This window comes from Marinobacter sp. EN3, assembly GCF_000475315.1.
Taxonomy (GTDB): domain Bacteria; phylum Pseudomonadota; class Gammaproteobacteria; order Pseudomonadales; family Oleiphilaceae; genus Marinobacter; species Marinobacter nauticus.
In genome coordinates this window covers 66,741-89,211 of record NZ_AXCC01000020.1, presented here as the reverse complement: position 1 = coordinate 89,211, position 22,471 = coordinate 66,741, and the positions used below count along the sequence as shown (strand labels likewise).

General features: G+C 57.7%; 20 protein-coding genes and 1 tRNA gene. 15 read left to right on the top strand and 6 right to left on the bottom strand.

Annotated elements, in window-relative coordinates; all coding sequences use genetic code 11:
• Position 1: 1 nt before the first annotated feature.
• Positions 2–784 carry a helix-turn-helix domain-containing protein gene (locus Q675_RS26325; RefSeq protein ID WP_011785951.1) on the top strand — a complete coding sequence of 261 codons (783 nt, stop codon included), beginning with the start codon at positions 2–4 and terminating at the stop codon, positions 782–784.
• Here Q675_RS26325 and mtnA read toward each other — a convergent pair.
• Positions 777–1,832, bottom strand: coding sequence for an S-methyl-5-thioribose-1-phosphate isomerase (gene mtnA, locus Q675_RS26320; RefSeq protein WP_011785952.1), 1,056 nt, complete (start codon positions 1,830–1,832; stop codon positions 777–779). The genes Q675_RS26325 and mtnA overlap by 8 nt on opposite strands.
• Positions 1,833–2,035: 203 nt before the next feature.
• On the opposite strand from mtnA, the gene Q675_RS26315 reads away from it, so the two are divergent.
• The 8 genes from Q675_RS26315 to rdgC all read left to right on the top strand — a co-directional run bounded on the left by Q675_RS26315 (position 2,036) and on the right by rdgC (position 7,876).
• Positions 2,036–3,364, top strand: a complete 1,329-nt coding sequence (locus Q675_RS26315; RefSeq protein ID WP_023011026.1) for a TRZ/ATZ family hydrolase — start codon at positions 2,036–2,038, stop codon at positions 3,362–3,364.
• 21 nt (positions 3,365–3,385) lie between these two features.
• Complete coding sequence (gene ubiG, locus Q675_RS26310; RefSeq protein ID WP_023011025.1) at positions 3,386–4,102, top strand: bifunctional 2-polyprenyl-6-hydroxyphenol methylase/3-demethylubiquinol 3-O-methyltransferase UbiG; 717 nt, start codon at positions 3,386–3,388, stop codon at positions 4,100–4,102.
• Positions 4,092–4,757, top strand: a complete 666-nt coding sequence (gene gph / locus Q675_RS26305) for a phosphoglycolate phosphatase (protein ID WP_023011024.1) — start codon at positions 4,092–4,094, stop codon at positions 4,755–4,757. Before ubiG ends, gph begins: the two co-directional genes overlap by 11 nt.
• A gap of 63 nt (positions 4,758–4,820) precedes the next feature.
• Positions 4,821–5,573, top strand: coding sequence for a YciK family oxidoreductase (locus tag Q675_RS26300; protein ID WP_022992897.1), 753 nt, complete (start codon positions 4,821–4,823; stop codon positions 5,571–5,573).
• Complete coding sequence (locus Q675_RS26295; RefSeq protein WP_022992896.1) at positions 5,573–5,806, top strand: glutaredoxin family protein; 234 nt, start codon at positions 5,573–5,575, stop codon at positions 5,804–5,806. Before Q675_RS26300 ends, Q675_RS26295 begins: the two co-directional genes overlap by 1 nt.
• A 12-nt stretch (positions 5,807–5,818) precedes the next feature.
• A complete protein-coding gene (yaaA, locus tag Q675_RS26290; protein WP_022992895.1) occupies positions 5,819–6,589 on the top strand; it encodes a peroxide stress protein YaaA in 771 nt (256 codons plus the stop codon).
• 60 nt (positions 6,590–6,649) lie between these two features.
• Positions 6,650–6,850 (top strand): DUF2788 domain-containing protein, encoded by a 201-nt coding sequence (locus tag Q675_RS26285; protein WP_011785959.1) that lies wholly within the window; start codon positions 6,650–6,652, stop codon positions 6,848–6,850.
• 99 nt (positions 6,851–6,949) lie between these two features.
• On the top strand, positions 6,950–7,876 hold the full coding sequence (gene rdgC / locus Q675_RS26280; protein ID WP_022992894.1) for a recombination-associated protein RdgC: 927 nt from the start codon (positions 6,950–6,952) through the stop codon (positions 7,874–7,876).
• A gap of 12 nt (positions 7,877–7,888) precedes the next feature.
• Here the strand turns inward: rdgC and Q675_RS26275 are convergent, their stop codons facing one another.
• Positions 7,889–10,636, bottom strand: coding sequence for a GNAT family N-acetyltransferase (locus tag Q675_RS26275; protein ID WP_014421963.1), 2,748 nt, complete (start codon positions 10,634–10,636; stop codon positions 7,889–7,891).
• A 203-nt stretch (positions 10,637–10,839) separates the two neighbouring features.
• Here Q675_RS26275 and Q675_RS26270 point away from each other — a divergent pair, with 203 nt between their 5' ends.
• Positions 10,840–11,766, top strand: a complete 927-nt coding sequence (locus tag Q675_RS26270; RefSeq protein WP_022992893.1) for a histone deacetylase family protein — start codon at positions 10,840–10,842, stop codon at positions 11,764–11,766.
• 22 nt (positions 11,767–11,788) lie between these two features.
• Here Q675_RS26270 and Q675_RS26265 read toward each other — a convergent pair whose 3' ends face one another.
• The gene (locus Q675_RS26265; protein WP_011785963.1) at positions 11,789–12,718 is read right to left on the bottom strand and encodes a flagellar protein MotY; all 930 of its coding nucleotides are present in this window, start codon (positions 12,716–12,718) and stop codon (positions 11,789–11,791) included.
• A gap of 158 nt (positions 12,719–12,876) precedes the next feature.
• Between Q675_RS26265 and pyrC the strand changes: the two genes are divergently transcribed.
• Both pyrC and rnt read left to right on the top strand, forming a co-directional pair.
• Complete coding sequence (pyrC, locus tag Q675_RS26260) at positions 12,877–13,908, top strand: dihydroorotase (RefSeq protein ID WP_022992892.1); 1,032 nt, start codon at positions 12,877–12,879, stop codon at positions 13,906–13,908.
• A 37-nt stretch (positions 13,909–13,945) separates the two neighbouring features.
• Positions 13,946–14,611 carry a ribonuclease T gene (rnt, locus tag Q675_RS26255; RefSeq protein WP_011785965.1) on the top strand — a complete coding sequence of 222 codons (666 nt, stop codon included), beginning with the start codon at positions 13,946–13,948 and terminating at the stop codon, positions 14,609–14,611.
• 60 nt (positions 14,612–14,671) lie between these two features.
• On the opposite strand, the gene Q675_RS26250 is transcribed toward rnt, so the two are convergent.
• Positions 14,672–16,657 (bottom strand): SDR family oxidoreductase, encoded by a 1,986-nt coding sequence (locus Q675_RS26250; protein WP_014421967.1) that lies wholly within the window; start codon positions 16,655–16,657, stop codon positions 14,672–14,674.
• 376 nt (positions 16,658–17,033) lie between these two features.
• On the opposite strand from Q675_RS26250, the gene Q675_RS26245 reads away from it, so the two are divergent.
• Together Q675_RS26245 and Q675_RS26240 are read left to right on the top strand one after the other, a co-directional pair.
• The gene (locus tag Q675_RS26245) at positions 17,034–17,333 is read left to right on the top strand and encodes a hypothetical protein (RefSeq protein ID WP_011785967.1); all 300 of its coding nucleotides are present in this window, start codon (positions 17,034–17,036) and stop codon (positions 17,331–17,333) included.
• A 42-nt stretch (positions 17,334–17,375) separates the two neighbouring features.
• Positions 17,376–20,219, top strand: coding sequence for an insulinase family protein (locus tag Q675_RS26240; RefSeq protein WP_023011023.1), 2,844 nt, complete (start codon positions 17,376–17,378; stop codon positions 20,217–20,219).
• A 69-nt stretch (positions 20,220–20,288) separates the two neighbouring features.
• On the opposite strand, the gene Q675_RS26235 is transcribed toward Q675_RS26240, so the two are convergent.
• Entirely contained in the window at positions 20,289–20,861 is a 573-nt protein-coding gene (locus tag Q675_RS26235; RefSeq protein ID WP_023011022.1) for a hypothetical protein, read from the bottom strand.
• A 193-nt stretch (positions 20,862–21,054) separates the two neighbouring features.
• Between Q675_RS26235 and Q675_RS26230 the strand changes: the two genes are divergently transcribed.
• Positions 21,055–21,131, top strand: a tRNA-Arg gene (locus tag Q675_RS26230).
• 25 nt (positions 21,132–21,156) lie between these two features.
• Here the strand turns inward: Q675_RS26230 and Q675_RS26225 are convergent.
• Positions 21,157–22,389 (bottom strand): permease, encoded by a 1,233-nt coding sequence (locus Q675_RS26225; protein ID WP_023011021.1) that lies wholly within the window; start codon positions 22,387–22,389, stop codon positions 21,157–21,159.
• Positions 22,390–22,471 lie beyond the last annotated feature (82 nt).

Genomic DNA, 22,471 nt, shown 5'->3' with positions numbered 1-22,471 from the left:
CATGGCTGGGCAGCCGTCCGGGGAAAGCGGTCAGAGTACCCAACAGCGTGCCCGGGTGTTCAGGGACATGCTACTGGACGCCCTGCACGCCATGTATTCCATGGACGAAGCTGAGGGCCTGGAATCCTCTGGCCCGAAAGATAAAACCCCAGACGGTATGCTGGAACGTATAGCCGGGTTGACGGGTTCGGCACTTCGTCTGGGCGCCCGGGCAACCGACACCTCCCTGCGGGTCGGTCGGGCCCTGATTAACTCTCAGGATCAGTTGCGGGCCATGCTGACAGCCGGCCAATCGCTGAAAGACATACGGGAAGTTGCGGGCCTCACGCTCTCGGAAATGAGTGAAGCCCTGAACCTCAAAGACAAGTCTTTGCTGGAAGCCATTGAAAATGGCACCTCCACCCTCTCCTTCGAGCTGATCCTGAGACTCGCCGCCCTGGTGGCCCGCAACGATCCGATCCCGTTTATCATGCGCACCACCCGTAACTACAACCCCGAGGTGTGGCAGATACTCAACGATTGGGGCATAGGCCGGATTCCGCTCCAGTTCGAGCGGGAACGGGAATTCATTAACATCTTCCGCCGGCACGACGATGCCAGAAACCTGTCGGATGAAGGCTTCCGCAGAGTGCTGGAATTCACCCGCCAGAGCTTTGAAATGTCACTGCATTTTATAGAACAGCAGGAAAAGGAAGTGGCAGAACTGAAAGCTGGCATGAAGACCGCCGGGCCAGCGCCGGACAAGCCGGCAACCAGCTCCGGGGCAAAACGGAATATCAGGTAAACAGCGCGCGCATTCCGGTAATGTTGGGGTTACGCACTGCGCCCTTCTCGGTCACGATGGCATCAATCAGGCTGGCCGGTGTCACGTCGAACACCGGATTGAAGACCTGAACGCCGGCGGGCGCCAGGGGAATCCCGCGGATTTCACGAACCTCGGTGCCCTCCCGCTCTTCGATCGGAATATCCTTGCCGGACTCCAGCGACATATCGACAGTACTGGAGGGAGCCACCACCATAAACCCGATCTTGTGATGCCGCGCCAGAACCGCCAGGTTATAGGTACCAATCTTGTTCGCCACATCACCGTTGGCGGTTATCCGGTCGGCGCCCACCACAATCCATTTAACCTTGCCGGAAGCCATAATGGCCGCTGCCGCGCCATCGGCATTGAGCGTAACGGGAATATGGTCACGGGTCAGCTCCCAGGCGGTTAATCGGCTGCCCTGAAGCCAGGGCCGGGTTTCGTCGGCATAGACCCGCTTCAACAGTTTTTCCTCGTGCAAACGGCGAATCACCCCCAACGCGGTACCGTATCCTCCGGTGGCAAGTGCACCGGTGTTACAGTGAGTCAGCACTGCGATAGGCTTGTCGGGATTCATCACCTCCAGCGCATAATCCGCCATGGCCAGGTTGGCCGCCAGGTCATCCTCATGCAGACGAACAGCCTCTGCCGCCAGCCGATCAGTGGCTTCGTCCAGAGAATGGCAGGCGTGGAACACCTTTTCCATGCGCTCCAGCGCCCAGAACAGGTTCACCGCCGTAGGCCGGGATTTCGCCAACACTCGAATAGCCTGTTTGATCTCGGCCTGCCAATCGCCTCCGCCTGCGTGGCGGGCTGCCAGGGCCACCCCGTAGGCAGCACTGATGCCAATGGCTGGTGCCCCGCGCACCACCATATCCGTTATGCACTGGGCCACCGCCGACGCGCCATCCGCAACAATCCAGTGCTCCTCCGCCGGGAGCAGGCGTTGATCCAGCAATTCAAGCCGGTCTCCGTGCCAGCGCATTGCTACCGTCCCGATGGAACGATTGGAAGATCGACCTGCCATAAACAACTCCCGAACCAAAGAAAAACAGCGAGTATAGCCCTATCAAACCAGATTGACTGCCCTGATTTGAAGAGGCTTGATGAATGTCTGGAAAATCGCAGCGCAGCGGCCGCCACCGGGGTAGTTCTGCCTGACCGCGCTGGTTATACTTGCCCATTGAATTTCAAGGCGCCTCCGGTGCCCCGAACCCGCAAGGCAGGTTAATGACGGCAGAAACCATCACCGCAGCCGATACCCGAATCAACGCCCGCTGGCTGATTCCCGTCGAACCCTTCGGGGTTATCCTTGAACACCAGGCCGTGATCCTTCAAGGCAGCCGGATACTGGCGATCGTGCCACAGGCTGAGGCAGACCAGAGTTATCGCACCCGGGAAACCCTCGACCTGAACAATCATGTTGTCCTGCCCGGGCTGATCAACCTGCACGGCCACACCGCCATGTCCCTGTTCCGGGGCCTGGCTGACGACCTGCCATTAATGACCTGGCTGAATGATCATATCTGGCCTGCAGAGGGCAAGTTTGTCAGCGAGCAGTTCGTGGCAGACGGCACGCGCCTGGCCATGGCAGAGATGCTCCGCACCGGCACCACCACGTTTTCGGATATGTACTTCTTCCCGGAAGTGACTGCCCAGGCAGCCCACGACACCGGCATGCGTGCACAGATCTGCTTTCCTCTGATGGATATGCCAACGGTATGGGGTTCAGGGCCAGAAGAATACCTGCGCAAAGGTGCGGACCTAATTCAACAATGGCTGCGGGATGACTACATCATGCCAGCCATTGGGCCCCACGCCCCTTACACCGTTTCCGACGGTCCTCTGGGCGCCGCCGTGGAATTAGCGGAGCAAACCGGTACTGCCATTCAACTGCATTTGCACGAAACCGCCTTTGAAGTTGGGGAAGCGGTAAAAGCCAGCGGGCAGCGACCACTGGCGCGTATGGCAGACCTGGGTGTTCTCCGAGCCAATACGCAGTGTGTACACATGACCCAGATCGACGAATCCGACCTGACTCATCTGAAAAAGACCGGCGCCCATGTTGTCCATTGCCCGGAGTCCAACCTGAAACTGGCGAGCGGGTTCTGTCCGGTACAGAAACTGCTGGATCACGATATCAATGTCACCATCGGTACCGATGGGGCCGCCAGCAACAACGATCTGGATCTGTTTGGCGAGCTGAAAACCGCCGCAATGGTAGCCAAGGCTGTGGCCAACGATGCGGCTGCCCTGTCGGCTCACAAAGCGCTGGAGATGGCGACCCTCAGTGGTGCCCGTGCCCTGGGGCGAGATCATGACATCGGCTCCCTGGTGGCGGGCAAACTGGCAGATCTGATCGCCGTCGACTTGAGCGACCCCTATCTGCAGCCTGTCTACGATCCCGCTTCGCACCTGGTCTACAGCAACCACGGCCGGGCAGTAAGCCACAGCTGGATTCATGGCGTACCACAATTACAGGATGGCAGACTAACCCGCATCGACGTACCAGATCTGGTTCTGCGGGTGAACGAATGGCGCAAACAGATTCTCAGCTGATTATCCGGAGTAACCCCGAACATGAACAACCACAACGTAGACCAGAACGAGATTGCCAAATTCGAGGCGCTCGCCAGCCGCTGGTGGGACCCCACCAGCGAGTTCAAGCCACTGCACGACATCAACCCGTTGCGACTGAATTACATCGACGAGCGCGTCTCGCTGGCCGGCAAACGGGCTCTGGACGTTGGCTGCGGCGGCGGTCTGCTGTCCGAAGGCATGGCACTTCGGGGCGCCCATGTTACCGGTATCGACATGGGCGAGGCGCCATTATCGGTGGCCAAGCTCCATGGCCTGGAATCCGGCGTGAAGGTGGACTATCGCCAGACCACCATTGAGGAACTCGCGCGGGATACTGAACATGCCGGCCAGTATGACGTGGTTACCTGCCTGGAAATGCTCGAACATGTACCCGACCCGGCATCGGTTATTCGAGCCTGCGCCAGTATGCTGAAACCCGGCGGCCACCTGTTCGTGTCGACCATCAATCGCAACCCCAAGTCGTTCCTCTTTGCCATCGTCGGTGCCGAATACGTTCTGAACTTATTGCCCAAGGGCACCCATGAGTGGAAGAAGTTTATCCGCCCATCGGAGATGTCCGACCATCTTCGCCATGCCGGGCTGGAAGTCCGCGAGCTCACCGGCATGACCTACAACCCTATCACCAAGGTGTACAAGCTTGGGCGGGATGTCGACGTCAATTACCTGATGCATGCCCGGGATATCCGTGAAGACTGAACAGACACCGGCGGCGGTGCTCTTCGATCTGGACGGCACCCTGATTGACACCGCCCCGGATTTCATCCGCTGCCTGAACCAGCTCCGACAGCAACACGGCATGCCGGCACTGCCCGCAGAACAGATCCGGCGCTCGGTTTCCAATGGCGCCCGGGCGATGATTCGGGTGGGATTCGGGCTGGAACCCGAACACGAGGGTTATCCTGAAAAGCACACGGCCTTTCTCGATCTCTATGAAACCGGTGTGGCCGTTGAAACCAGCCTGTTCCCGGGCATGGACGTGTTGCTGAGCAGCCTTGAGAGCCGGGGCATTCCCTGGGGGATTGTCACTAACAAGCCCGCACGCTTCGCGGTGCCCCTGATCGAAGCCCTGGGCCTGGCGCAACGCTGTGCCGCCCTGATTTGCCCGGACCATGTGGCTGAACGCAAGCCGCACCCGGAGTCACTGCTACTGGCCTGCCGTCAGATTCAGGTGGAACCGATAAAATCTGTTTATGTCGGTGATCATGAACGGGACATTGAAGCCGGCCGGAACGCCGGAATGCACACCATCGCGGTGCGTTACGGCTACATAGAGCAACCTGAGACGGTTGACCTGTGGCAAGCCGACCGGATTGCCGATTCCGTCAGCGACCTCACAAAGCTGTTACAATAGCGCCCAATTATTTTCGACCGACCCGGCCAAGGCCTGGTCTGGCCTGATTTACGGAGACAGGTTATGCAAGATTACCAGGCACCCGCCGATCTTCTGAAAGACCGCATTGTCATGGTAACCGGTGCCGGCAGTGGTATCGGACGCGCTGCCGCCAAAGCCTATGCTGCCCATGGCGCCACCGTCATCCTGGTTGGGCGCACAGTCTCGCGGCTGGAGGAAGTCTACGACGAGATTGAAGCCGCCGGCCACCCCAAACCCGCGATCGTGCCTATGAACTTTGAAGGGGCGGCGGTCAAGGATTATGAAGAACTGGCCATGACCCTGGAAGACAATTTCGGTCGCCTGGATGGCCTCCTGCACAATGCCGGGATTCTGGGTGCTCGCAGCCCGGTTGAGCTGTACGATCCGGAAACCTGGAACAAGGTCATGCACGTGAACGCCACAGCGCCATTCCTGCTGAGCCGGGCGATGATTCCGCTGCTGCGCAAATCCGATGACGCCTCCATGATCTTCACCTCGTCCGGCGTTGGCCGGCAGGCACGGGCATACTGGGGCGCCTACGCCGTATCCAAGTTTGCCGTTGAGGGCCTGGCCCAGTTACTCGCCGACGAACTGGACGACGAGCGCCACAATATCCGGGTAAACAGCCTGAACCCGGGCGCGACTCGCACAGGCATGCGGGTGCTGGCCTACCCGGCGGAAGATCCGAAGAAAAACCCGGACCCGGAGCAGCTCATGCCCGTTTACCTGTATCTGATGGGCCGGGACAGCAAAGGCGTTAATGGCCAGCAAATTGACGCGCAGCCGAAAAAATAATGGAACTGCTTTTTTACACCACAGCCCAGTGCCATTTGTGCGAACTGGCAGAGGCGCTGCTGGTCAGCACCCCGATGCCCGAGCCCATTCCGGTGGATGTGGTGGACATCGCCCAGTCCGAAGCCCTGGTGGAGCGCTACGGCACCCGCATCCCGGTGCTGCGCCGCAACGACACCGGGGCGGAGCTGGACTGGCCGTTCACCAGGGACCAGTTACTCACGTTTCTGCAATGAGGATCCTCTGACATGCTGATGATCATCTCCCCTGCCAAGACTCTGGATTATGAGAGCCCCCTGGCAACGGAAACCCATACCCAACCGGACTTCCTGGACGATGCCTGTGAACTGATTGACCAGCTCAAGGAGCTGGAACCACATCAGGTCAGCAACCTGATGAGCATCAGCGACAAACTCGGGCAACTGAACGCCGAGCGCTTCCAGAGCTGGCGCACACCGTTTACGCCGGATAATGCCCGGCAGGCCGTTCTGGCGTTCAAGGGCGACGTCTATACCGGTCTGGATGCCGAGAGTTTCAGTAGTGAGGATTTCAGTTTTGCCCAGAAACACCTGCGGATTCTCTCCGGCCTCTACGGACTGCTGAAACCGCTGGACCTGATGCAGCCCTACCGACTGGAAATGGGCACCCGGTTTGAAAATACCCGGGGCAAAGACCTGTACGCGTTCTGGGGCAGCAAGATTACCGATGCCCTGAACCAGCTACTGGCCAGCGACGACAAGGTGCTGGTGAATCTGGCCTCCAACGAATACTTCAAGAGCGTGCAGAAAAAACACCTGGACGCCCGCCTCGTTACCCCCCAGTTCAAGGACTGGAAAAACGGCCAGTACAAGATGATCAGCTTCTACGCCAAGAAAGCCCGGGGGCTGATGTGCCGTTACGCCATCCAGAATCGAATTACCCAGGCTGATGATCTCAAAGGCTTCAACCTGGAGGGGTACTATTTCAGCGAAGACCAATCCGATAACAACAACTGGGTTTTCCTGCGGGACGAGCAGTAGTCAGGCGGTTTTCCGACCTGTGTTTAACACCTTCAGACATCTGTTGATATCGGAGTAGCAATGAACGAAGCAGTATTTTCCCAGATCGCCATGCTGGTGTTTCTGACCGGCCTTATTGCCTGGATGGGCTTCATTGTTTGGGATCTGGCCAAGAAATCCCAGGCCGGCAAATTTGGCACTATCGCGCTGTTTACCGTACTTGGCGCCGGCGTTGTCGGCTTTATCGTGAAAACCGTGTTGGTGGAGGTTATGCAGATCTGACCGGCCTGCCGTCACTTTACGGCTACCGCCTGGTAGCCGTATCATCCCTCCCCCTTTTTCGATTCGACAAGCTCCGACCTGACGCAAGGATTCAGACCCATGTGGTTTCGTAATGCCCGTGTTTTCCGTTTCACCAAACCTTTCGATATTTCCGCAGAAGCGCTGGAAGAGAAACTCCAGGCGGACGCGTTCAAACCCTGCGGCCCTCAGGAAACCAACCGCCAGGGCTGGGTTCCGCCCCTGGGTAAACACGGCGACCAACTGGTGCACAGCGCCAACGGTTATCACCTGATTGCCCTGAGAAAGGAAGAGAAGATCCTGCCCGGGCCGGTGGTGAAGGAGGCTGTGGAAGAGCGTGCCGAAGCCATTGAGCTGGAGCAGGGCCGAAAGGTGCGCCGGAAGGAAAAAGACGAACTGAAAGAACAGGTGATGCTGGAAATGCTGCCACAGGCATTTTCCCGCAACCGCCGTTGCTTTGCTTACCTGGCCCCTCAGGACGGCGTGCTGGTGGTTGATGCCGGCTCTGCGAAACAGGCCGAAGATCTAGCCTCGACCCTGCGCAAGAGCCTGGGATCACTGCCTGTGCGACCGCCGGCGGTTGAGCAATCCCCCGCCTTCACCTTCACCGGCTGGCTGAACGAAAGCATTGATCACCCTGCCAACATTACCCTGGGCAGCGAATGCGAACTGAAAGACCCGTCAGAAGATGGCGGCGTGGTACGCTGTAAAGGTCTTGATCTCAAAGCCGACGAGATCCGCAACCACCTGGAAGCTGGCATGCAGGTGACCAAGCTGGCCCTGACCTGGGACGACAATGTCTCGTTCGTACTGGACGAAGAGCTGGGCATACGCCGGCTGAAATTCGGTGAAACCCTGCAAGAGCAATTGGACGACGTCGATGTCGACGACGCCCTGGCCAAGTTTGATGCAGCTTTCACCATCATGACTCTGGAGCTGTCACGGCTGATTCCCGGGCTGCTGGAAGCCCTGGGCGGAGAAGATCGCTCCGCCATCGTCGAGGAGTAAAGGAACGGGGGGCTACAGATGCCCCCCTTTGCCCAGCCGTTCCTTCTGCCAGTCTTTCTGCGGCTCGTTCAGTACCAGTCGCAGATCCATCACTTCTTCCTCCGGGTTGTATTTGATTTCAAACCCCAGATGCTCGGCCAGCTGCAACATCGGCCGGTTGTCCGGCAACACATTGCCGATCATTTCCATGGTGCCCCGGGCACGGCAATAATCAATCATCTTCTGCATAAGGGCCACGCCCAGGCCTTCGCCTTTCATCCGGTCATCTACCATAACGGCGAACTCGCAACGCAGATTGTCGGCATCGGTCCAGGTACGCACCGTACCCAGGGTCTCCTCGCCTTCACCATCTTCACGGGGCGCATTGGCGATGAACACCATTTCCCGGTCATAGTCGATTTGCACCATCTGGGCCACGTCTTCCCGGGAAAAATGCTTGCGGTACTGGAAGAATCGGTAACGGATGGATTCCGGAGACTGATGCTCGTGAAACAGCCGATGAGCAGGCTCATCCTCCGCCAGCACCGGGCGAATAATCACGCGGCGACCGGATTTGGGCAATACCAGCCACTCCTCCAGCTCTCGCGGGTAGGGCTGGATAATGGGCTTGATCGGATGTTCATCCAGGTCAATAGCGATGTTTACAGCAACGGCGCCCTGCTCATTGAATAGCAATGGCGAGATTTCCAGGCCCTTGATCTCTGGTATATCGATCACAATCTGTGACAGCGTCACCAGGGTTTCGGACACCGCCCGGATATCCTCTTCCGGCTTCAGGCTGTGTTCTTTAAGCAGTTTGTACATGTAAGTACGCCGCAGCAGCTCGCGGGCCAGCACCATGTTCAGGGGCGGCAACGCAATCTGGCGATCGGTCATGATATTGATCTGGGCACCGGCTGCCCCGCAAACCACCAGCGGCCCGAACACCTCATCACGAGTGATCCCCACACTGAACTCGATGCCGCCAACATGCTGGTAGGAACGCTGGACGGCAAAACCCAGGAACCCGCTTTTCGGGAAATGCTCCCGATATTCGTCCATCAGGAAGCGGCAGCTGTCGATGATCACCTGTTCGCTGTTGAGCTTTTTGACCGTGCCCTTATAGCGGCGCTGGGTCGGGCTCAGATCCAGGAACGGATAACACACATCTTCGTGGATAACAGTTACATCAATGGGGCGGCGCTCGACTGCGAAGACCTCCAGCACCTCTTCCACGTCATCACAGTAGACGGTTTCAATGGTATTGATGCCATAGTCGCAAATCACCCGCCGGGCTTCCCGGTTGGACAGATGCCGCCGGCCATCCCGCAAGGCCCTGGCGACCAGTTTGCGGGTGTTGGCCCGGTCGGCGAAGTGGTCTGTAAACGATTCGGGCGTCTCGGTCAGCAGCCGCTGAATGCGCTGATGCCGAACATGCTGCATGAACGCCATCACCGCTTTTTCCGGGTTAAAGAACGATGGCAACCCCGCCCGGTAAAACTCTTCCCGGGAATCCATCACCGTGCTCTGCCCCAACCAGCAGGTAAAGATGTTCAAGCGGGTGCCCTTGGACGCCTGCACCACGGAATCGGCAATCTGCAGGCTGTCTTCGATCAGTGTGGGTGCGTACATCACCAGTACGTTAGCCACGTTAGGGTCCTTCGCCAGAATCTTGATAGCCTTGCCATATAGCTCGGGCGTGGCATCATAGTTAAGGTCAATGGGGTTCTTGCGGGTCCAGTACGGCGGCAGCAGTTCTCCCAGCTCCCTGACCGTATCTTCCGACAGCTCCGCCAGTTCACCGCCGAGATCCGCCAGCCGATCCACCGCCAATACGCCGGGGCCCACGCCGTTGGCCATGATGGCCAGGGATTCCCGACGCAGCGGGCGCATCCGGGTCAGGGTTTCCAGGGCATCAAACATCTGGCCAAGCCCGTCCACCCTCAACACACCGGCGCGCTGAAGCATGGCATCGTAGACCGGGTCACTGCGTTTGATACCAGCGGGCAAGGCATGGGTAAACCACTCGGATTCGGGCACCCGTCCGGATTTCACCGCAATCACGGGCTTGGTCCGGGAGGCCACCCGGACTGCCGACATGAAGCGCCTGGGGTTGGGGATGTTTTCAATGTGCAGCAGAATGGCTCGGGTCTGGGTGTCCTGGGCCAGATAATCGATCAGGTCGTCGTGATCGATGTCCATACCATCACCCAGGGTCAGGAAGTAGGAGAATCCCACCCCCCTGGCAAAGGCCCAGTCCAGCACCGAACTGGCAATGGTGCCGGACTGCCCCACGAAGGCCACCCGGCCGGGAATGGCCCCCATATGGGCATAGGTGGCGTTCAGATGCCGCGCCGGCACCATCAAACCGATAGTGTTGGGGCCCAGTACGCGGATGCCGGTCTCCCGGGCGGCATCGCGTACTGAATACATCAATGGCTGGCCGGTTTTACTGTGAGTCCGGGACATGCCCCCGGTCATTACAATGGCGGTACGCACGCCACATTCACCCAGCTTGCGGATCATTTTCGGCACCGTGTCCGGCGGGGTACAGATGATCGCCAGGTCCGGACTGAAATCCAGTTTGGACACTTTGCGCACACAGGGCACCCCGTGCACGTTTTCGTAGTCGCTCTGGTTGACCACCACGAGCCGGCCCGGATAGCCGCCGCCCAGCAGGTTCCGCAACACCATACCCCCGAGGTTGTCAGCGCGTTCCGAGGCGCCAATAACGGCAATGGATTCAGGATTGAACAGGCTTTCCAGATAGCGGGTACTCAACGCGGCTCTCCCAGTGGTGTGCGCGACAGGAATGTACAAACTTCAATAAAACGGCTTGCTTATCAGTGTATACCTTATCTTAGGTGGCGATTTCATGATGTAAATCGACTAACGAGTTATTAGACCAAAGAAATACGACAGGCTTCGGTTATCCCTGATAACATGAAAGCGATAATAAGCATACTCAGGTTCAGGCATTACCCATGACCACGGCATTTTTTTCCCACGACGACTGCAAGAAACACAACATGGGCCCGGAGCACCCGGAAAGCCCTGAGCGTCTTTCAAGCATTCTCGCCTACCTCGCGGATACCAACCTACAACAGGAACTGGACTGGGTTCGTCCGGAAGAAATCACCCGGGACCAACTGCTGACCGTGCATCCGGAAAGCTATCTGCACCAGCTGGACCTGATGCAGCCAACCCGGGGCCGGGTGTTCACCGACCCGGACACCGCGATGATGCCGGACACCCTGAGAGCGGCGAAGCTGGCCGCGGGGGGCAATGTGCAGGCTGTCGATATGGTGATGAGCAGCCAGGTAACCAACGCTTTTGTCTGCGCCCGGCCACCGGGACACCACGCCGAACGTGCCAAGTCGATGGGGTTCTGTTTCTATAACAATATCGCCCTGGCGGCGATGCGGGCGCTCACCTTCCATCACCTTGAGCGGGTGGCCATTGTCGATTTCGATGTGCATCAGGGTAACGGCACGGTAGATATTGTCAGTGGTGATGAACGCATACTGATGTGTTCCAGCTTTCAGCATCCGTTTTATCCGCATTCCCATGTGCACCGGCAGGCCGACAATATTGTCAATGCGCCGATTGCAGCCGACTGTTCAGCGGCTGAGTACCGCAAGACGGTTGAAGCCGCCTGGCTCAAGAAACTGCAGGATTTTCGTCCGCAACTGGTGTTGATCTCGGCAGGCTTTGACGGGCATCGGCTGGACCCCATGGCGGAGCTGAATCTGGAAACCGAGGATTATCGATGGTTAACGGAAATGCTGGTGAGTGTCGCCCATGACCACTCCAACGATCGCATCATCTCCACGCTGGAAGGCGGGTATCACCTGAAAGCCCTGGCAGAGGGTGTGGCCGCGCACCTGGAAGTCCTGAACGCAGTATATTGAAACTCGGGATGGCGTGTTCCGGCTATCCCGAAAACTCGCTCCCCATACCGTTAGCCTGCAGCAGTTCCGGGCGCTCACCCTGGCGTTGCAAACGAATGGTGGTGCGGCGGTTATCAGCCGGCCGGCGGGAAACCGGATACTGATCACCGTGGGCCCGGACCGTCAGCATAGTCTCATCGATTCCCCTGGATTTGAGATACTCGGCCACCACGTTGGCTCTTTCCTCCGACAGCGCGCGGTTATCAATCCGGCTACCAATACTGTCGGAATGGCCGTCCACGAAGATTCTTTCTACCGTGCTGTCGGCCATCACGTAGGTCACAATATTGTCGAGCAAGTTCATGTCTGCCTGTGACAGGCTGGTACTCCCGCTGGCAAACGGAACCCGGCTGCGCCGAACCTGGTCGAAGTTAACCGGCAGCAGACTGGCAACGCATTCACGATAGCCGGCGTACGGGCCGGAAAAATTCACATTCGACAACTGCACCCGCACGGGCTGGCCGCTGTATACCGCGGCTCGGGTTACTGTCGGCTGCATACCTCGGGACAACCCCTGGGCAATCAACACCGCTTCCCGATTCCCCAGGTTCACCGAGCGCGGACTATCCGTTACCTGCACAGCACCAATGGGGCTCGGTGGAACTCCTGGCCGCCAGGGCGGCGCTTCAACCACTAACTGGCCCTGGCCGGGGCGCATCACACTCAGATCCGATTCGAGATAGAAACGCAGGTCTTCCCCTGCCCGGTGCCTGAGCACGGCGCGGCCAAAGCCAGGAACCTCATGGACAAGGGAACACTCAAAGACCGACTCGGAGAGATACCACTGGCTGTTTTCAATACCGGCACCATAACTGGATGACAGCACAGGCGCAGAGGGCAATGACATCAACCCTGCCGTCGCCAGCAATTTCAGCAATCTGCTCTGCCTGAAGAACCAATTGGGTGAAACCATAGGAATGCCCCGTGGAGCCTTTAAACCAGTGAACTAACCGGTTAACGGCGACCCGACCGGGAACTTGAGCCGGATAACTTACGATCAGGTTAAAAACATCTGCTTTTCGCTTCTGATATAATCCGCGAAATTTTGCGCTCGCTTTCGGATACCTTCTCATGACCCGACAGATAACCATCACACGCCCGGACGACTGGCACCTGCACGTGCGCGACGGCGACATTCTGAACGATGTGGTGCCCGCCACCGCCGCCTGCTTCGGCCGCGCTATCATCATGCCTAACCTGGTGCCGCCGGTAACCGATGCCAGCGCAGCCATGGCGTACAGGGATCGCATTCTGGCCGCGGCCCGGGGAACGGACTTCCAGCCCCTGATGACCCTGTATCTGACCGAGAGCACCACTGCCGAGACCATTCGTGAAGCCAAAGCCGCCGGCGTAGTGGCAGCGAAACTGTACCCGGCTGGCGCCACCACCAACTCTGCCTCCGGCGTAACGGACATTCGCAATATCTACCCGGTGCTGGAGGCGATGGCGGATTGCGGCATGCTGTTGCTGGTACACGGCGAGGTGACCGACAGCGACATCGATATTTTCGATCGGGAAAAGGTGTTTCTGGAGCGGGTTCTGGCGCCCACGCTGACTGCGTTCCCGTCGCTCCGGGTGGTTCTTGAGCATATCACCACTGCCGATTCGGCCGAGTTTGTCCGTAACCATCAGGGCAATAACCTAGGGGCAACTCTCACACCGCAGCATCTGATGTATAACCGCAATCACATGCTGGTCGGCGGTATTCGCCCACACCTTTACTGCCTGCCCATCCTCAAGCGCAACAAGCATCAGGAAGCGCTAAGAGAGGTCGTGGCCAGCGGCGATCCCCGCTTCTTCCTGGGCACGGATTCTGCCCCACACGCGAAAGACAAGAAGGAAGCCGCCTGCGGCTGTGCTGGCTGTTACTCCGCCTACGGCGCCATCGGCCTGTATGCCGATATCTTCGAGGAACTGGGCATTCTGGACAAGCTGGAAGCCTTTGCCAGCTTCAACGGCGCCGATTTCTATGGCCTGCCCCGGAACACCGACACCGTGACGCTGGTGCGGGAACCCTGGACCATGCCGGAGAACCTGCCTCTGGCCGGCGGCGGAATTGTTCCGTTGAAGGCTGGCGAAACCGTTAACTGGCGCCTGGCGTAAACCCTATTCATTCACTACCACGAACATCGGAGTTCGAGTGTCAGACGAAAACAAACAGCCCCACCCCATGTCCCAGCGCTTTCGCGGCTTTCTGCCGGTGGTGGTCGACGTGGAAACCGCCGGCTTCAACCCGGAACGTGATGCTCTGCTGGAAATCGCTGCCGTAATGCTGACCATGGATGAGGATGGCTGGCTGCGCCGGGGCGAAACCCACGTGCAGCAGATCGACCCGTTCGAAGGCGCCAATCTGGAGCAGTCGGCCCTGGATTTCACCGGTATCGATCCCTGGAATCCGGAGCGGGAGGCGGTACCGGAACGGGAAGGCCTGAGCGAGATTTTTTCTCCCATCCGCAAGGCGGTAAAAGAACACGACTGCAAGCGAGCGGTACTGGTGGGCCACAATGCCACGTTTGACCATAATTTCGTTTTCGCGGCAGCGCTGCGGGCCGATATCAAACGCAACCCGTTCCATCCATTCTCGACATTTGATACCGCTACCCTGGCGGGCCTCGCCTACGGCCACACCGTGCTGGCCCAGGCCTGTAAACTGGCGGGCATTCCCTTCAGCAACAAGGAAGCCCACTCGGCGGCCTACGACGCGGAAAAGACAGCAGACCTGTTCTGCGGCATCGTCAATCGCTGGCGTGAACTGGGCGGGTTTCCGCCGCCGCCAATCGAAATTGCAGAAGAACCCCAGGAATGAAATCTCCAACCTGAAACGAAAAAACCCGCCGAGGCGGGTTTTTTTGGCTTATAACGACGATTACCAGTATATCCCCCGCATAATCGCCGCAAAGGCTACCTGCTCGGTAGAGACTTTCGGCTTTTCGCCGGACTTGCTGCCAGCGGCTGCTGGAGAATCCGGGAACATCCGGTAGCCAGTGTTCATAATGATCTCACCCATCTTCGGTGCCAGCGCATGCAGAACCTGCGCGAACACGCCAAGACGGGTGGCAATGCGCTTGGGCCGGTACACAATCGCATCCGCCACCATCTGCGCGGCTTCATCCGGTGTCAGCGTCGGCACGGAATCGTAGATCTTGGTGGGCGCGATCATCGGCGTTTTCACCAGCGGCATGTTGATGGTGGTGAAGGTCACGTTGCGATCCGACCATTCCGCAGCGGCACAGCGGCTGAACGCGTCCAGTGCGGATTTCGAGGCGACATAGGCCGAGAAACGCGGAGCGTTGGTAAGTACCCCGATGGAAGAAATATTCACCACGTGCCCGCGGCGACGCTCCAGCATGGCTGGCGCAAAGCCCATGATCAGCCGAACGGAGCCAAAGTAGTTCAGCTGCATGGTCCGCTCAAAATCGTGGAACCGGTCAAAAGACAACGCCAGCGAGCGGCGGATGGAGCGACCCGCGTTATTCACCAGTACATCCACGTGGCCGTGATTGTCGAGCACCGTCTTCACAAAGCGGTCGCAGTCGTCCATGTCCGAAAAGTCGCACTGGTACGCATGCACGTTGCCACCCTTGGCCTCCAGACTGGCCGCCACTTCATCCAGAGTTTCCTTGGTACGCGCACCAATGACCAGAATGGCACCGGCCTCTGCCAGTTTCTCTGCCGTTGCCAGGCCAATACCCGAAGTTGCTCCGGTGACCACGCAAACCTTACCTTCAACCGTGCCCTTGAGGGTGCGGTCCTTGAACAGGTCCGGGTCCAGATTGCGCTCCCAGTAGTCCCAGATCACCGGGGCATAGGACGGCAGACGCGGCACCTCAATGTCTGTGCCCTTCAGAACCCGCTCCAGCTCCCGGGTATCAAAACGGGTCGGGTAATTAATGAAGGACATCACCGAGGGCGGAATGCCCATGTCATCCAGAAGCGCACCAGTAATGCGCTTGACCGGAGGCAGATTCTTGATGCTCTGGCGAATAAACGGCGGAATAAAACCGAACATCCGGGAATCGATGCGCATACCCATGCGGGGGGCATGGCCGGCCTCGCAGAAAATATTGAGGATCTCACCCACCTTATACGGATCTGAGTCCACCAGATGGAAACAGTTGCCATCTTCGCCTTCCAGATGGGCAATGTGATCCAGTGCATCGACCACGAAATCCACCGGCACAATGTTCAGCCGGCCACCTTCAATACCGATGGTGGGTACCCACTGGGGCAACGCATGACGGATCTTCTGAATCATCTTGAAGAAGTAATAGGGCCCGTCCACCTTGTCCATTTCGCCGGTTTCCGAATGGCCAATGACCATGCCAGGGCGGTAGATGCGGAACGGAACCTTGCACTCTTCACGCACAACTTTTTCGGATTCGTGTTTGGTGCGCAGGTAAGGATGATCAAGCTTCTCGGCTTCTTCGAACATATCCTCCCGGAAGATACCCTTGAACAGACCCGCTGCCGCGATGGATGACACGTGATGGAAATGCTTGGCACCCATGGCTTCTGCAGCCTGAACAGCCGCCCTGGTGCCTTCGATATTGGTGGCGGCCTGGGCTTCTTCGTCTGCGCCCATGTCGTAGACCGCGGCAAGATGGAATACGTGGTCGATATTTCCTTTCAGTGATTTCAGCGTTTTCGCGTCAATACCAAGGTTTTTGCTGGTGAGGTCGCCGATCACAGCCTTCACTTGCTTGTCGTCTGCACCCCAGCGCTCCCGGAGCCGCTCCAGCTTGTCCTGGGACTGCTCGCGAACCAGAACATACACGGTGCCGCCGCGCGCCAAGAGTTTCTCAACCAGAAAACGACCGATAAAACCGGTGCCGCCTGTCAGGAAATAATTCATAGGTACTCCATTCTGCCTGTTGTGTTTTTTGTCTTTGACCGACACAGATACGACTAAAGTCGTAGCTGATTCCATCGGTCGGCAATTCTACTTAATTGCAACCCTCATGTATCGAACTTTTTTAGAGTTTTTACTCTGTAACCCATTGTTTTTGTTAGAGCCATTACTCTAAAAGCAGCCAACTCCACCTCACTCCCTGTCCGGTTTATCGACACAATGTGATTGAGATTAGCACAAGAAACCGCGACCACCGCATTGGGTCATTTAATTACGACCAGGCAATGCAAGAGGTTCTTACCAATGACATAATCGGGAACTTCCAGCGCCATCCGGCGTCACTAACCGAGCCAGACATCAAGGTTTAAAAGAAACTGCCATGCCGAAAAACAATCCGAACACCGAACGCTATATTGCCATCGCCCGTGCCTGCCTGAAGGCCATCAACGACACCGCCGCCGACAGTGGTTCCCGGGAAGACAAGATCCAGGCCGTATACCAGGCCATCGACAAGGCGTTTCAGGCCGAGTTTGCCGATTATCGACAGTCCGTTGCGATCATGGCGACGGTGCTGGAGCGGATCGCCTCTGGTGAACTCGACGCTGACCAGGCGGCCAAACTCGCGCGCCAAACCATAGAACAGAAGCCTGACAGCGCCAAAAACAACCAGATGCACTGATCCCTTTTCCGACCTGAACGCCATTCCGGAACCCGAGGCCCCATGACTTCGAAACATCCGTTACCTGTTCGATCTCGCTACGCTCTGCTGCAGAGGCTGTTGCTGGTCGTCACCGTGTTACTGGCTCCACTGGCGACAGCCAGTGTGTCACCCACCCAAAGTCCCAATGATCCGAACCAGTATCGGTTCATCGAACTCGACAATGGCTTGCGGGTGATCCTCGCTTCGGACCCGGAAACAGACAAAGCCGCCGCCTCCATGAACGTTGCCGTGGGCAGCGGAAACGACCCGAAAGAGCGGGCTGGCCTGGCGCACTTTCTCGAGCACATGCTGTTTTTGGGCACCGAGAAGTACCCGGAGGCAGGCGAATACCAGCAATTTATTCGCAGCCACGGCGGCACTCATAACGCGTTCACAGCGTTTGAGGACACCAACTATTTCTTTGATGTCGAAGCAGAGTTTCTGGAGCCGGCACTGGACCGGTTCGCCCAACAGTTTTCTCATCCGCTGTTCACGCCGGAACTGGTGGATCGTGAGCGCAATGCCGTCCACTCCGAGTACAGCTCCAAGCTTAAAGATGACGGCCGGCGCCTGCTTTCTGTCAGGAAGGCGGCGGGCAATCAGAAGCATGCCTTCAGCCAGTTTGCGGTCGGCAACCTGGAGACCCTGGAAAATACCGAAGGCAACCCGCTTCGGCCTGACCTGATTCGTTTCTGGGAAGAAAACTATTCGGCGAACATCATGACCCTGGCAGTCTACGGCCCACAGCCGCTGGATGAGCTGGAACGCATGGTGCAGGAGCGCTTTGGCGCCATCGCCAACCGTAACCTTGAACCCAAGGTTCACCCTCACCCGCTGTACGACACCTCCCGGTTGCCAGAGAAAGTGACAGCCGAGACGCTGAAAGACAATCGCAGCATGACGCTGTCTTTCCCGATCCCCTCTCAGCAGCGTTACTATAAAAGCAAACCCGCAGCCTACGTTGCCAACCTGCTGGGCCACGAAGGCCCCGGCAGCCTGTTTGACGTTCTGAAACGCGCAGGCATGGTAGAAAGCCTTTCCGCAGGCACAGGGATGGACACCGGCGAACACGCCACTCTCGACATCAGCATGTCGCTCACCCGGGAAGGCCTGGAACACCAGGATGAGATCATTGCCCTCACCTTTGAATATATAGATCGTATTCGTGACAACGGCATCAGCCAGCAACGCTTCAACGAGATGCGACAGCTGGCCATGATTGATTTCCGTTTCCGGGAACGCGCTGAAGCGCAAAGCGAGGCCATGCGACTGTCCAGACTCCTCAAGGACTATCCGCCTGAAGATGTTCTAAGCGCCCCCTGGCTGCTTGAGCGGTATGCCCCAGAGCAATACAGGGCGATCCTCGATCAGCTGAAACCAGCCAACCTTAAAGTCTGGATTGCTGCGCCCAACCTGGACGCGAGCGAGCCGAATCTCACGCGGTGGTATCAGACGCCCTGGTTCAGGACACCCCTGAACCTCGATAATCCGGCAGCTCCCAGCCTGGCTGAACAGCTTGCCCTGCCCGAATCCAACCCCTTTGTTCCAGAAGATCTCGAACTGGTGGGGGGGGGTAGCATGGCTCACCCGGAGAAAATTGCCGAACTGGACGGACTGGATATCTGGTACGCCCGGGATACCCGTTTCGCCACTCCGAAAGCCAATCTGTTTGTCAGCCTGAGAACGCCGGCAGCGCGGGAATCCGCCCGGAGTTCAGTGCTCACACAACTGCTGGTGGACGCCATTAACACCAACCTCAACGCCTGGGCCTATTCTGCCCGGCTGGCCGGGCTGGACTACAGCGTCTACCCCCATCTTCGTGGTGTTACCATACGTGTCGGCGGCTACAGCGACAAGCTGCACAAGCTGGCTAACCAGATACTGCTGGAGTTCGCCAATCCCGCCCTTACCGAACAGCGATTCAGGATCGCGCGACAGAACCTGATGGATGCTCTGGAAAACAAGAGCAAAGAACGGCCGGTGCAGCAGACTTCGGAATTTGTCCAAACCGCCTTGCTGGAAGGCACGTTTCCCGTGGAGGAGCGCCTGGCCGCTGCGCGCGACGTCACACTGAATGAGCTGAGGGGGTTTGCCGGCAGTTTCCTCGCCCGCACTGATCCCGTCTTGCTCGCCCATGGCAACCTGACACAGGCCAGTGCCCTGAATATGGCCAGACAGGTACAGGCTCTGGTGCTGAACGATCACCAGCGTACCAACGTGGATCGGGCGCGAATTCGCCAGCTGCCGTCGGGCCAGACCGCCGCGCATCTGGCGGTTGAGCACCCCGATACTGGTTACACCTTATACCTGCAGGGCAACAACACTTCCTACGCGGAGCGAGCCCGGTATCGGTTGCTGGCACAAATCATCAGTAGCCCGTTCTATGAGGAAATCCGGACCACGCGCCAGCTCGGATACATCGTCTACGCGACCGCGTTCGAGATTCTGGAAACGCCCGCGCTCGGGCTGGTTGTGCAATCCCCATCCGCTGATGCATCTGCCATCGACTCGGCCGTCAAGGAATTCAGCCAAATCTTTGCGCAACAACTGGCGGAGATGGATGACACCCGGCTTAAGCGGGAAAAACAGGCGGTGATCAGCCAACTGCTGGAGCGTGACCGGCAACTGAGCGAAGTCTCCAGCCGATACTGGCGGGAGATCGACCGGGAAAATGCCGAGTTTAACAGCCGACAAGCCCTGGCCGACGCTATTCGGAACGTATCGCTGGAGGAACTGAAAGAGACCTTCGAACAGGCCATGCTTGAACGACAACGTGCTCTGCTGGTCACCACCGGAGGCGATGCCGTGAATGATGAGGCGATCCTTCAGATCCTGCGGGACCTGGGCCCTGTACCGAAGGATTGACGAGAGATACTACGAACCTGCCCGGCGATCATTCGCCTGCCGGGCAGGTTGTCGGGTTAACAAAGCCGGTTACAGATCCACCGCAAACTGATTGAAATACACCACAGACCCAGTGCCGGCCCCCACATTCAGAATGCTGAATGCCACCTTGCCCTTCTCCTGAATAAAAGCAAACTTGTCGCTTTCATTCTTTACTTCGTAGTTCTCTGTGTCGTTTTTCTTCTCGTTATACACAGACAAGGCTCCGTCCTGGCTGCCATGACGAATCTGGGCCATGGAGACAATAATCTGGGGAATATCCTTTGCCTTGTTGAACGTCAAAATCCAGATGCCCGAGTCGTTGGTGGGCAACATCACCTGCACAAAGCCTTTCTCGGCGCCATCCTGGTATTTAGAGCTGGCCAGGTCGTTCATGCCAACCCAGTAGGAGTACCAGTTGCCTTCCAAAGCAACGTCAATGGTGTCAAATACCTTGACCTTCACACTGTTGTCGGGATCACTGACACCCAGCTGTTTCACAACGGTAGTCAGCAGGGATTTCGTGCCCTCGCCGTAGGAGTCAAAGCCACCAAAACTCTGAGCCAGACTGGCCTGGGAGAAAGACACGACCAGCAACAGCGCAAGCAACTTATAGAACTTCATGCAGATTTCCTTTTTATCCGGTACTTGATCCGACGGCTCCGCGCCATCCCCTGCCTGAAAACAGGCCGAGCCTATGATAGTCAGCGACTACCCACGTGATCTACCCGGAAACGGCAAGACAGTGTGAACAAATGAAAAATGACGCCCTTGAGCCCGCTGCCTCAGGCCGTTATCATACCGCCTCCTTTACGAAGCCCCCGTAGCTCATCTGGATAGAGCGTCCCCCTCCTAAGGGGAAGGTAGCAGGTTCGAGTCCTGCCGGGGGTACCATAAAGGCAGCCACCGAATGGCCCCGTCAGAACAATGGCACCACAACACCGCCCGCGAGCCATAGCAGCGCAACCACTACCAGAACACTCAGCACCTTATCTGTCAGCGAAGATCCGCCATGATCGTGATGATGGTGGTGGTCATGTGAATGCTGCTTCTGCCCTTGTCGCAAGAACCATAGCAGTATCGCTGTGGCGGTCAGAAACAGGATGTTCAAGACAGCCTGGTAATTCCACTTGAAGAACTCCCGCTCTCCCATTGAGGTCTGGCCGCTGAAGTCCGGCAACATACCCAGTAGGGCCAGGCTGTAGTGCATCAGCAATGACACAGTCACAATGCCGACCAGCATCAGTACGAGGATGTACAGCGCCATCTTCCAGCCATAATAGGAGGCGTTGATTCTGAGCACTGGCAGCACAACCAGATCGGAAAAGATAAAGGCCATGACGCCCGCAAAACTCACTCCCTGAGCAAACAACACGGCCGCGAGAGGAATATTCCCCATGGAACCGATGAAGGTGAAAAAGGCTGCAATTGGCCCAACAAGTGTCTGCGATAGTACAGCGAGGAAGCCAGGGTTGGCCGCGTTCTCGCCACCGGCGCCGATAAAGAGAGCTTCAAAGAAACTCTGAGGCACCATGGCGGAGATGATGCCGGCTACGGTGAAGCCGATAAGGACATCTTTCCAGACCATTTGCCACTCCATCACATAGGTCTGGGCGATCGCCTGCCATCCTTCTTTACTGGTTATTTTTTCCTTCCAGCTTTTGTCAGAGTTGCCGCCGTCCCCGTCGCCGTCATCCATCTTTCGGCGAGCCTGAGCTTCAAGCCGGCGCGGCCGGGTAAGTCGGATCAGCAGCCAGGTCACGAGAATCAGGAGTACACCACCCACATACTCGCCAACCACAAATTGCCAACCCAGAAAAACCGCGATCACGATACCGAGCTCAATCACCAGATTTGTGGAGGCCAGCATAAACGCCAGAGACGGCGCCAGACCGGCGCCCTTATTGAAGATTGCACGGGTGGTGGCCAGTGCGGAGAAGCTGCAAGAACTGGAAATGAAACCAAAAAACGTGCCCAGTGCGATACTGCGCGGTCCATCCTCCCCCATGGCCTGCTGCATCTTTCTGCGGGTAACCAGAACCTGAATCAGACTGCTTATGACGTAACCCAGAATAAACGCCCAAAGCGCCATCCAGAAAAAACCCAGGCTCGTGGTTGCCGCTTCATTCCATAGCGATAGAAAGTTGCTCAAAGCGTTCCTCCTTATCTGCCGAAGCATGCGAAGAGTCACCACCTACCCTAGCGCATAATACGACCAGTTGCTGAAACGCTTA